Raw genomic sequence first — 12,491 nt, forward strand, 5'->3', positions numbered from 1 at the left:
GCAGGTGCTGCCTGAAATTTACTAACATTGGGAGATAATACAGTGATCGAACGCTACAGCCGTCCCGAAATGACACGCATTTGGGAACCTGAAAACCGCTACCAAAAGTGGCTGGAAATTGAAATATATGCTTGCGAAGCCCATGCAGAGTTGGGAAATATCCCCAAAGACGCGGTGGAGCGGATAAAGTCCAAGGCACGGTTTGATGTGCCGCGCATCGATGAGATCGAGAAGGTCGTCAAGCATGATGTCATTGCTTTTCTTACCTCGGTGGCTGATTACATCGGTGATGATTCCCGTTTCGTGCATCTGGGGCTTACCTCCTCGGACGTGCTTGACACTTCGTTTGCCATGCTGCTGAATGAGAGCAGCGAGATGATCATTGCCGACATCAAACGGCTCATGGATGTCATAAAGAAGAGGGCAATGGAGCATAAAAACACCCCGATGATGGGGCGCTCCCATGGCATTCACGCCGAACCCGTTACCTTCGGTTTGAAAATGGCACTCTGGTACGATGAAATGCGCAGAAATCTGAGACGCATGGAGGCTGCGCGGGAAACTATCGCCTATGGCAAGATTTCCGGCGCTGTCGGCACCTTTGCCAATATCGATCCAAAGGTGGAGGAGTACGTATGCGCCAAAGCCGGTCTCAAGCCCGCGCCTTGTTCCACCCAGGTCATCCAGCGCGACCGCCACGCGGAATTCTTCTCCACCCTGGCAATCATCGCCTCTTCGATCGAGAAATTTGCCGTTGAAATCAGACACCTGCAGCGCACCGAGGTGCTTGAGGCCGAGGAGTTCTTCAGTAAGGGGCAGAAGGGCTCTTCCGCCATGCCCCACAAGCGGAACCCGGTGCTTTCGGAAAACCTGACCGGTCTGGCGCGGCTTATTCGCGGTTATGCGGTTTCCGCCATGGAAAATGTTGCACTCTGGCACGAACGCGATATATCCCATTCTTCAGTTGAGCGTATCATCGGCCCGGATGCTACCATCCTCATCGATTTCATGTTGAACCGCTGCATTGGTTTAATTGAAAACCTCGTGATTTACCCGGAAAACATGATGAAGAACCTGAACCTGATGCGAGGTCTCATCTTTTCTCAACGGATTCTGCTTGAGCTTGCAAACAACGGTGTTTCAAGGGAAAACGCCTATGCAATCGTGCAAAGAAACGCCATGAAAGTATGGGAAGAGGGGAAGGATTTCCAGACGGAACTTCTCAACGATTCCGAGGTGCGCAGTCATCTCTCGGAGGCACAAATCAGGGAAGCCTTTGATCTCAACTATCACCTCAAGCATGTGGATACCATTTTTACGAGGGTGTTCGGTGGATAGTATCCTCAATTTCATCAAGCTGGAGGAAAGTGACGGGCTGCTCCTTTATTGGTTGAAGGAGATCCTCATAGCGGTGGTTGTCTTCGCGTTTTTTTACGCGCTCGCCCGGTTGCTTCGCTACATACTGATTACCTGGGGTCCGCGCTTTACCTCCTTTACCAAGACAGATCTGGATGATCGCATCCTGCTGCGAATTACACCGCCTGCATCATTTCTCGTCGTATGCGCCGGCCTTTATTACGCCGTTCGCACTCTTCCCCTGCCGGAGAAGGCACATCTGCTCGCATCCGGTCTGCTCTTTATAATCATCGTGGTGATTCTGACAAATATCGCCTATCGTGTTACAGATGAACTGCTCAACTGGTATGCGTCCCGACTGTCCGAGCAGGTGAGCAATGGTCTGAACCGACAGTTGATCCCACTCGTTGAAAAGCTGATCAGCATCTTTCTCATCGGCACCGCATTGATTATAACCCTTAAGCATTTCAACTATGATATTCTGTCGCTGGTGACAGCACTCGGTATCGGTTCTCTTGCTATCGGCATGGCTGCGAAGGATACCCTGGCAAATATGATTTCGGGGTTTACTTTGATGATCGATCGACCATTCCGCATCGGCGACAGAATCCAGCTTACCGGCGGTCAGTTGGGGGATGTAATTGATATTGGTCTGCGCAGTACCAAGATCAAGACCATGGACAATACCTTTTTGATAATCCCCAATTCTGAGTTGTGCAACACGATACTCATCAATATGGCCTTTCCCGATGTGCGGGCCAAGGGGAGGATCAACCTGGGCGTTGCCTATGGAAGTGACATCGAAGCAGTAAAAAAACTGCTGGTTGACACCGCCATGGAGATTCCCGATGTTCTTCGGGACCCGGCCCCTGAAGGATATTTTGTTTCGTTTGGTGAAAGTGCACTGAATATGGCCTTGTTTTTCTGGGTAGAAAACTACACGAATGTTTTTTCTGTGACCGATAGGATTAACAGTCTCATCGTTAAGCGGTTTCAGGAAAATGGCATCAACATACCGTATCCTACCAGAACGGTACTGGTGGAAAAGGACTGATTAATGGCTCATAGAATTGAAATTTCTCTGAAAGATACTGTTCGTGACGCCCGCGGCGAACGAATCAGGAATGAGATCGAACATTTTCTGCATATTCCGGTCAATCGCGTGCGAAGCATCGATGTCTTCACTGTCGATGCGGAGCTTTCCGTGGCTGAACTTGAAATGGCTGCTGCCGGCCCGTTCTGCGATCCGGTAATTCAAGCTTTTTCCATAGACTCTCCGGTTGCAAGGGATTTTGATTATCTTGTAGAAGTGGGATTCCGACCGGGTGTTACCGACAATGTGGGCAGGACCGCCCGTGAGGCGATCGAATACATCACCGGGAGGCCGTTTCAAGCCGGTGAAGGGGTGTACACTTCGGTCCAGTACCTGTTCTCCGGCAGTTTGACCCCGGCCGACATGGAGAAAATTGCCACGGGCCTGTTATGCAACACGCTTATCCAGCGTTATCAGGTGCTCGATCATGCCGCATTTATGGCGCAACAGGGGGTTCGCGCCTATGTGCCCAAGGTGACGGGACATGTGCAGGGAAATGTCAGGGAAATCGACCTCAACGTCGGTGATGACGAGCTTTTGCGTATCAGCCGTGACGGGGTGCTAGCCCTGACGCTCGACGAAATGCTGATCATCCAGGCGCACTACAGGGATGAAAATGTTGTTGCCATGCGGCGCACATTGGGCCTCGGCGGGCAACCAACGGATGTGGAGCTCGAAGCCCTGGCCCAGACATGGTCGGAACATTGCAAACACAAGATCTTTTCCGGAAATGTCGAGTATGTGGATGAACTTGGGAACAGTGAAAAGATTACATCACTGTTCAAAACGTTCATCCAGAACACCACTGCCAAGGTGCGCGAGAACCTTGGCGACAAGGATTACTGCCTCTCCGTTTTCAAGGACAATGCCGGGGTCATTAAATTCAACGATGACAGTTCGCTGGTATTCAAGGTCGAGACCCACAATTCGCCAAGTGCTCTTGACCCTTACGGCGGGGCGCTTACCGGCATTGTCGGCGTAAACCGCGATCCGTTCGGTACCGGCAAGGGAGCACGACTTATTTTTAATACCGATGTCTTCTGTTTTGCATCACCCTTTTACGACAAACCCCTGCCGAGCCGGCTGCTCCACCCGCGCCGCATCTACGAAGGTGTTGTCGAGGGGGTCGAACATGGGGGCAACAAGAGCGGCATCCCGACGGTCAACGGTTCGCTGGTGTTCGATGACCGTTTTGCCGGTAAACCGTTGGTCTTTTGCGGCACGGCAGGGATCATGCCGGCCGTTATCAACGGCGAACCGTCGCATTTGAAGAAGATCTACCCCGGCGACCTGATCGTCATGACCGGCGGCCGGATCGGCAAGGACGGTATCCATGGCGCCACCTTCTCTTCGGAGGAACTGAACGAGTCCTCGCCGGTTTCCGCGGTGCAGATCGGCGATCCGATCACCCAAAAACGGATGACCGATTTCCTCATCCGGGCCAGGGACCGCGATTTGTACAACTTTATTACCGACAATGGCGCCGGCGGGCTTTCATCCTCCATCGGCGAGATGTCCGAAGAGTGCGGCGGTTGCCGCATGGACCTGGCAAAGGCCCCACTCAAGTATCCCGGCCTCGATCCCTGGGAAATACTCATCTCCGAAGCCCAGGAGCGTATGAGCCTGGCAGTTCCTCCTGCCAAACTCGATGAATTCCTTGCTCTGGCCCGGCGGATGGGGGTTGAGGCGTCGGTACTGGGTGAATTCACCGATTCAGGCTATTTCCACATCCTTTATGGCGACAAGACCGTTGCCTATCTCCCCTTGAGCTTCCTCCACGGCGGATTACCCCCCATGGAGATGCGCGGCGTCTGGGAAACAAAGAAAAATGAGGAGCCGGAAGCCTCGAACAAGAGCGATTATACGGAAGAGCTCGTAAAACTTCTTTCCTCCCTCAACATCTGCTCCAAGGAGTCGGTGGTGCGCCGTTACGATCACGAGGTCCAGGGAGGAAGCGTTGTAAAACCCTTTACCGGCGTAGATAATGACGGTCCCTCCGATTCAGCGGTTGTAAGACCGATCCTCGATTCGTTCGAGGGTGTCGTGGTCGGTCACGGTATCTGCCCCAGATACAGCGATATCGATACTTACCACATGGCAGCCAATGCCATAGACGAGGGGCTGCGCAATTATGTGGCGGTCGGTGGCTCCCTTGACCTGGTCGCCGGCCTCGATAACTTCTGCTGGTGCGATCCCGTCAAATCCGAGAAGACTCCGGACGGTGAATACAAGATGGCCCAGCTGGTGCGGGCGAACAAGGCGCTTTACGATTATTGCGTTGCATTCGGCATTCCCCTCATATCCGGTAAAGATTCCATGAAGAATGATTTCTATGACGGATCTACCAAGATCTCCATACCGCCGACACTGCTCTTTTCCGTAATAGGGAAAATCGAGGATGCAAATAAGGCGGTCACCATGGACGTGAAGCGTCCGGGCGACGTTGTCTACCTGCTGGGTGAAACGGCCAATGAACTTGGCGGATCTGAATACTACGCGGCCAAGGGATATCTGGGTAACCGGGTGCCGCAGGTGGATGCAGAGCAGGCGCTGAGCCGTTATCGGGCCTATCACCAGGCGGTCATGAAGGGACTTGTTGCCTCTTGCCATGACCTCTCGGACGGTGGGCTTGCAGTGGCTGCTGCTGAATCGGCCTTTGCCGGTGGTTTCGGCATCTCCATCGATCTTGGCGCCGTACCATTCAAGGGAGCAGACAATGAGCGGACCGATGAAGTGATCCTCTTCTCCGAATCCGCTTCACGGCTTCTGGTCACCGTTCATCCCGACAAGACCGATGCCTTTGAGGCGGCCATGTCCGGTCAGCTTTTTGCCCGGATCGGTGTGGTGTCAGCCGGTAACTCTCTTACCATAAACGGTCTTTCCGCGGGTGAAATTGTCAGGGCTGATACCATGAAATTAAAAGAGGCCTGGCAGTCTCCGCTACACGATCTGTAATTATTGATTGGATTTTCAGGAGTTTTCTAAATGGCGAAATCAAGAGCATTGATAATAACCGGTAACGGCACTAACTGCGAGATGGAAGCCGCCTATGCCTGCAAGTTGGGCGGTTTTGAAGAGGCGGAGATCGCACATATTTCCGATCTCCTTGCCGGCGAGGTCCGGCTGGATAATTTTCATTTTCTTAACCTGACCGGCGGCTTTCTTGATGGCGATGACCTGGGGAGTGCCAAGGCTCAGGCAAACCGGTTGCGCTATGCGCGGGTCGAGGGGGGAGATGAGCATCTCTTTGACCAGTTGCAGCGTTTTATTGCCGACGGCAAGCTGGTGCTCGGGGTCTGTAACGGTTTTCAGTTGCTGGTCAAGATGGGTCTTCTGCCCGGCTTCGACGATAAACAACAGCAGCAAACGGCAACCCTCACCTTCAATGACTGCGGCCGCTTTCAGGACCGCTGGGTTTACTTGCAGAACAATCCCGATTCACCGGCAGTTTTTACCCGTGGTATCGATAAGGGGATATATCTTCCCATAAGGCATGGCGAGGGGAAGTTTGTTGTCGACTCTCCGGCAACCCTGGACCGCATCGAATCCGGCAATCTCGCCGTATTCAAATATTCCGACCCGGCCTACACGACTCCGACCATGGAATTCCCCTTGAATCCCAACGGATCGGTCCATGCGATTGCCGGCATTTGCAATGATACCGGCCGGATCATGGGGCTCATGCCCCATCCTGAAGCCTTTGTTCATCGCACCCAGCATCCCCGCTGGACCAGGGAAGAGTTGCCGGCAGATGGGGACGGCCTGGTTCTCTTCAGGAATGCTGCGGATTATGTGAAAAAACATTTCTGATAAACCGGCTCTTTAGAAACAGTGATTTTCGTTGAAATCTTTTACAGTTACCCGTTTTGGGTAAGGAGTATGTATCCGTTATGATGTTACAGCGACCTGAAGAAGAATGTGGCATTTTTGGCATTTTTAACCATGCCGAGGCTTCAAATCTGACCTACCTGGGACTCTATGCTCTTCAGCATCGGGGCCAGGAGAGTTGCGGCATCGTTTCATCCGATGGGACAAGTCTCCATGCCCACAAGAGCATGGGGCTGGTGGCCGACGTCTTCGGCAACCAGGAGATATTCAAGTCCTTACCGGGGAAATCTGCCATCGGTCATGTCCGCTACTCGACAACCGGTTCCTCGGTGATCAAAAACGTCCAGCCGATCATGGTCGACTATTCCAGGGGCTCCATTGCCGTTGCCCACAACGGCAATATCGTCAATGCCCAGATTATCAAGGACGAGCTGGAGGCCTACGGTTCCATCTTTCAGACCACGATGGACACCGAGATTATCGTTCACCTGCTTGCCACATCCAAGGCCAATTCTCTGTTGGACAGAATTTCGGACTCCCTGAACCGTATCAAGGGCGCTTATTGTCTGTTATTCCTTACGGAAACCCGCATGGTGGCAATTCGCGACCCCAACGGTTTCCGTCCGCTCTGCCTGGGCAAGCTGGGGAGCTCTTATGTGGTAGCTTCCGAGAGTTGCGCACTTGATCTGATAGACGCGGAGTTTATTCGTGAAATAGAACCCGGTGAGGTCATCATCATCACGAAGGATGGCCTGACCTCATATTTCCCCCTGCAGAAAGCAGAACCGACCCCGTGCATCTTCGAGTTTGTATATTTTGCCAGACCCGATTCATACATCTTCGGCAAAAACGTTTACCAGGTACGCAAAGAGATGGGGCGGCAACTGGCGCGTGAGCACAAGGTGGATGCCGATATCGTCATCCCCATCCCCGATTCCGGTGTACCGTCGGCGCTTGGCTACGCTGAAGAGTCGGGAATCCGTTTCGAACTCGGGCTCATCCGTAACCATTATGTCGGGCGAACCTTCATCGAGCCGCAGCAGGCCATCCGCCATTTCGGCGTCAAGATCAAGCTGAATCCTGTCAGGGATGTTTTGAAGGATAAACGGGTGGTTGTCATCGACGATTCCATCGTGCGCGGCACGACGTCGCGCAAGATCGTCAAGATGATTCGTAACGCCGGGGCAAAGGAGGTCCATGTGCGGATATCGTCTCCTCCCACCAGTTATCCCTGTTACTACGGTATCGACACGCCAAACCGTAAGGAACTGATTTCTTCTTCCCATTCCATCGATGAAATTCGTAAATATATAACCGCTGATACCCTTGGTTACTTGTCCGAGGATGGGCTGATAGGTTCTGTCGGAACTGAGAATACCGGTTATTGTCGCGCTTGTTTTACCGGGAGCTACCCGGTTAAATTTCCGAGGCTCGGCATTGCGCCGCAGCTTGACTTATTTGAGAAGGAGCTACCAGAACATGAGTGAAAAAGCGCGGTTAAAAGAGATCATCAAAGAACTGTCCTACGAAAAAAGAAACGTTGTCCTTGCTTCGGGCAGAGAGAGCGATTTCTATTTCGACGGCAAGCAGACCACCCTTCATCCTGAAGGTGGATATCTGACCGGCAAGCTTTTTTTCGAGGCGATCAAGGATGTGGAACAGGTCGAAGGAGTCGGAGGGCTCACCCTCGGCGCTGACCCGATTGCGACCGCAACATCAGTGGTCAGCTTCCTTGAGAAGAAACCGATTCCTGCCTTCATTATTCGTAAGGAGCCAAAAGGGCACGGCACCGGCGCATGGCTGGAGGGACGGAAGAACTTCAAACCCGGTTCGCGGGTGGTTATCGTTGAAGACGTGGTGACGAGTGGCGGTTCCTCCCTGAAAGCGATTAAGCGTGCGGAGGAAGAGGGGCTCAAGGTCCTGGGTGTCGTAACGCTGGTTGACCGGGAAGAGGGCGGCCGGGAAAATATCGAAAAGGAAGGATATTGGCTGAAATCGATCTTTACCAAGGCCGAAGTACTGGCGTAACTGCGGTGAATACAGGATTTATGGTAATGGGAGGGCGGCGATGTGGATCGCCGCCCTTCTTATTGCGATAGAAATGCATGATAAGGGACTCAGCAGAAACTGATGTGCCAGATTTTACGCTCGGATTTGGGGTAGATTTGTCGCCCCTGATTGAGCAAAACCGCAGGCGTAGCAAAGGCTACGCCGAGGATTTTGTGATTGAAGGGGCGGCAAAGATGCCCTGAAGACGAGATGTAAAATGGTATATTTGTTTCTGCTGAGTCCCTAAGGGTTCCATGGAAGAAGTTCTTGAACATTATGCCGCATTGTTGCAAGAGGTAGGTGTTTGGTTCAACCGCTGCCTGTCCGTTGCTGCCGGGGATATTTCGTGCAAGGAGGGGTGCTCGGCCTGTTGCCGGGGCCTCTTTGATATAACGCTCCTGGATGCCTGTTATCTCAAGAGCGGATTTGACCAACTGGATGCAGCGGTAAAGATACCGGTTATCCGTAGAGCCGAAGAGCGTTTGGATAGAATAAGGGCTGTCTGGCCGGAGTTTTCATCTCCCTATATCCTGAACTTCAGGCCTGATGACCAATGGAATCAGCTCATGCCCGATGATGACATGACCCCGTGCCTGCTTCTTGGCGAAGATGGGAGATGCCTTGTTTACGATCATCGTCCCATGACCTGTCGCTTGCACGGTTTGCCGCTGGTGGATGTGGGGGGCGAGGTCATGGACGGAGATTGGTGCACAATGAATTTTATCGGCTGCGATCCGTTGAAAAAAGAAGAGCTGAGGTTTGAATTCGTCAGGTTATTTGAGGGGGAACTGTCGTTATTCCGGTTATTTACTGCTCGATTGTTAAATCATGGGTTTAATGAACTGGATACCCTTATACCGACTGCTTTACTGATGGATTTTGACGGGTTCGATTGGAAGTTGTGGCTGAAGAATGCCCACCCATACCTTGTGAACAACAATTATGCGTAATTTGCGAAAAGCCGTTGACACGGATACGTCTTCTGCATGAAAATATGGCACGCATGGGCGTTGACATGCGACACGGATTGAATTAGTTTATCAACAATAAATACTCGGATTCTCGATAAACAGGTATTCATTTGAGCTCTAAAAAAGACAAATTTCTGGAAAGCGCGCAACGGTTCATCCTGAAGGGACAGATAGACCGCGCCATAAAGGATTATGAGCAGATTGTAGCCCTTGATCCGAAAGAGATACGTCACAGGCAGCGTCTCGCGGAACTCCTCGTGCGTGCCGGTCGCAAGGAAGAGGCGATAGGTGAATATGACGCCATCGGCAAATATTACGCCGATAACGGTTATTTTCTGAAGGCCATTGCGGTATACAAGCAGATCCAGAAACTCGATTCCGGCAACATCAAGGTTACCCTCACCCTTGCTTCCCTAAATGAAAAACAGGGGCTTATCGGCAACGCACTTGCAGAGTACGGCCTGTCTGTCGACTATTATGAGAAAAACGGTCAGTTGTCCGAGGCGCTGAAAGTCATCGAGCAGATGCTTGCCATTGATGCCGACAATCCCGCCACCTGTCAGAAATACGCTGAGATGCTTTATGTCATGGGTGTGCATGAAAAGGCGTACCAGACATTTACCCAATTGTCCCAGTCACTGAAGAAACGGGGTAACGAATACGCGTTTGAACAGGTCAACGCCAGAATAGGTGTGCTATTTCCAGACCGGCAGGAACCTTCTCTGGAGATGCTTGCCGAGCAAGTGAAAAATGGCGATGTTGAAAATGCTATTCCTAAATTGAGCGGACTGATCAAGAAGGATAGTTCTAATCTCCACGCATGGAAACTGTTGGTCGAGGCATATCGGTTAAAGGAAGACAGTGAACGGCTCAAGTTGACATTCAGCCTCATCATTCGCATGTTTCCCGACGAATTGTTTGCCAGGGAAGGCATTATCAACTGCGCCTTCAATGAAGGGGACTTTAACGATGCGGTTGAGCTGTTGAGTCTTCATGTGCCATATTTCGAGGCGCAAGGAGCCCATCCGGCTCTCGAAGCATTGTACCTCAAATTTCTGGAAAGGTCTTCCGATGATGGCAGAATCATAGCGGGCCTTAAAAGCCTCTATGAGAAGATCGGAGATGGAGAAAAGCTCGCAGCACTGGAGAGCAGGCTTAATACCTGGCTGGTAATCCTGCCTGCTGAGGAAGAACCGGTTGACAGTGAAATCCCCTTGACGTTCGACGATGCCGATGTCGCAGAAGAGCAATCGTCTGCGTTTCCCGCAGAACAGTTGGAAGCAGCTGAAACGGTGATAACGGCAGAGTCGTCGGAACCCTCGGAACCTGAATGGGAGGAAGAGATATATCTTGCCATTGATGATGAGGGGGGGGAAGAGGCAGCTGCCCCCTTTGTTCCTGAACCGGAACCTGTACTTCAGGTAGAGAAAATACCCGCGGTAGATGAACTTGATTCAGCCGTTGAGGATGAAGAGGTGGGGGCGGAACTCACCTTTGATACGAATCAGCCGATTGAATTTGATTTTGAAGAGTCTCCGCTCATTCCGCCTGATAACGAGGATGATCTCCTGCAACCGGCTGAAGAAGTGGCTATCTCTGAGGTCCTTGAACCGCAGGAAATGGATTTTCCAGAGCCGGCTTACGTTTCTGGGGAGGCCGAAACGGCTGAAGCATTAAACGATAGTGCGCGGAAAGAAGAAATAACCTCGTTTGCAATGGGAGAGCCCGCTGAAGATATCGGCGAAGAGTCTGCTCTGTTCTCTTTGGATATTTCCGAGGACATGGATGAGTTTCTTGACCAGTTTGACGAACTGTTAACGCTCCCCCTGGAAGCTGAGCCTGTCGTTTCGGCAAAATTCGACAAATATTCCTGGGACGGCATGTTTTCCGAGTTTAAGAAAGGGATAGACGCGCAGGTGGATGTGGGGGATACGGAAACCCATTATGACCTCGGGATTGCATACAAGGAGATGGGGCTCTTCGACGATGCGATTAAGGAATTTCAGAACGCCTCGCTAAATCCGCAGAGAAAGGTAGATTGCTTAACGCTTCAGGCTGTCTGTTATCGTGAAAAGGGTGAATTCGGCATGGCCGAAGAACTCTTGCAGAACGGTGTCGGCCTGGAAGAGCTTGCGGGTGCAGAGTTATTGAGCCTCAAATACGAACTGGCTTTTCTTTATGAAAACTCCGGACGTATGGATGACGCCTTCAGCATATACAGCGAGGTAAACGCGGTCAACCCGGATTTTCACGGAGTTGCAGGCAAAATTGCCTTACTGAAAGGTGTTGCTGAAACCCAAGAGATCATTGATCTGGATCTTGAGGACATTGAAGAACTCGATGGTGAGGATGAGACGGATGGTTCAGGATGCCAAAAGGTTTAACGGCGGAACCAGACGAATCGGTGCCTGAAAGAAATCGCCGTAATAACTTTCCGGCAAAGGGGGGAGGGGGCCCGCAGCCTCCAGCGCCTTAAGAACTTCTTTGTCGTATGCGGCGTTACCCGAGCCGCGGATCAACTGTTTTGCAACAATTTCCCCGTTTCTTGCCACGATGATGTTCATCACCACTTCCCTGATTCCCTTCCGATCTATGTTTTTATCAATCCACCATTTCTCGTTGATGTTTTGCAGCATGCTGAAATAGTACATGCGTATGTCATCTCGCAAGGTTTCTCCTTCGGCCAGGCTGCGGAAAAATCCCCTGGTTATTCCGAGGCCGAGAGATGCTTGCTGGACCGTTTCCTGCTTTGCGCCGACCGACTCCAGGTTCTGCTGCAAATCGTTTTGCAGTTTATCAAATTCTGACGTGGTGGGTAAATCTGTCGGAGGGGGAGGGTTGGGCTGCTCCGTTGCCGGTGCAGGTACGTCTGTTTCTGTTTTGGGAGTGTCGGAGGTAACCGGCGCGGTCATGGACAAGTCCAAATAGGTCATAGACCTGCCGGCTGTTCCCTGATACTTGCTGAAGAGAAAATATGCGGATACAGCAACGTGTAACAGAAACGACATCATCAGCATTTTGCCGAAAAAATTGCCTTGTGTCTGCGTCTGGACAGATGTTTGCAACTCCTGTATCGATTCGCCCATTACCCTTCCTAAATCCATATAATACCAATCCCAAATCAAGGCGCTATCTTTGTTGGCTCGTCTTCGGCTCCTCAACGTACGCAGTTGTACGCCTTCGTCGCCTCAATC

General features: G+C 51.7%; 9 protein-coding genes. 8 read left to right on the top strand and 1 reads right to left on the bottom strand.

Features of this window, described 5'->3' with window-relative positions; translation table 11 throughout:
* Positions 1-42: 42 nt before the first annotated feature.
* From purB to GURA_RS22805, 8 genes are all read left to right on the top strand, one after another.
* A complete protein-coding gene (gene purB, locus GURA_RS10470) occupies positions 43-1,338 on the top strand; it encodes an adenylosuccinate lyase (RefSeq protein ID WP_011938956.1) in 1,296 nt (431 codons plus the stop codon).
* Entirely contained in the window at positions 1,331-2,410 is a 1,080-nt protein-coding gene (locus GURA_RS10475) for a mechanosensitive ion channel family protein (protein ID WP_011938957.1), read from the top strand. Before purB ends, GURA_RS10475 begins: the two co-directional genes overlap by 8 nt.
* A gap of 3 nt (positions 2,411-2,413) precedes the next feature.
* Complete coding sequence (locus tag GURA_RS10480; RefSeq protein ID WP_011938958.1) at positions 2,414-5,404, top strand: phosphoribosylformylglycinamidine synthase subunit PurS; 2,991 nt, start codon at positions 2,414-2,416, stop codon at positions 5,402-5,404.
* A 30-nt stretch (positions 5,405-5,434) separates the two neighbouring features.
* Positions 5,435-6,259, top strand: a complete 825-nt coding sequence (locus GURA_RS10485; protein ID WP_011938959.1) for a phosphoribosylformylglycinamidine synthase subunit PurQ — start codon at positions 5,435-5,437, stop codon at positions 6,257-6,259.
* 80 nt (positions 6,260-6,339) lie between these two features.
* On the top strand, positions 6,340-7,764 hold the full coding sequence (gene purF, locus GURA_RS10490) for an amidophosphoribosyltransferase (protein WP_011938960.1): 1,425 nt from the start codon (positions 6,340-6,342) through the stop codon (positions 7,762-7,764).
* Positions 7,757-8,305 (top strand): orotate phosphoribosyltransferase, encoded by a 549-nt coding sequence (gene pyrE, locus GURA_RS10495; protein ID WP_011938961.1) that lies wholly within the window; start codon positions 7,757-7,759, stop codon positions 8,303-8,305. The genes purF and pyrE overlap by 8 nt, the downstream gene beginning before the upstream one ends.
* A 275-nt stretch (positions 8,306-8,580) precedes the next feature.
* Positions 8,581-9,276, top strand: coding sequence for a YkgJ family cysteine cluster protein (locus tag GURA_RS10500; RefSeq protein ID WP_011938962.1), 696 nt, complete (start codon positions 8,581-8,583; stop codon positions 9,274-9,276).
* Positions 9,277-9,407: 131 nt separating this feature from the next.
* A complete protein-coding gene (locus GURA_RS22805) occupies positions 9,408-11,681 on the top strand; it encodes a tetratricopeptide repeat protein (RefSeq protein ID WP_011938963.1) in 2,274 nt (757 codons plus the stop codon).
* Here GURA_RS22805 and GURA_RS22810 read toward each other — a convergent pair.
* A complete protein-coding gene (locus GURA_RS22810; protein WP_049818912.1) occupies positions 11,661-12,383 on the bottom strand; it encodes an energy transducer TonB in 723 nt (240 codons plus the stop codon). The genes GURA_RS22805 and GURA_RS22810 overlap by 21 nt on opposite strands.
* Positions 12,384-12,491: the final 108 nt, after the last annotated feature.

The organism is Geotalea uraniireducens Rf4 (assembly GCF_000016745.1).
Lineage (GTDB): Bacteria > Desulfobacterota > Desulfuromonadia > Geobacterales > Geobacteraceae > Geotalea > Geotalea uraniireducens.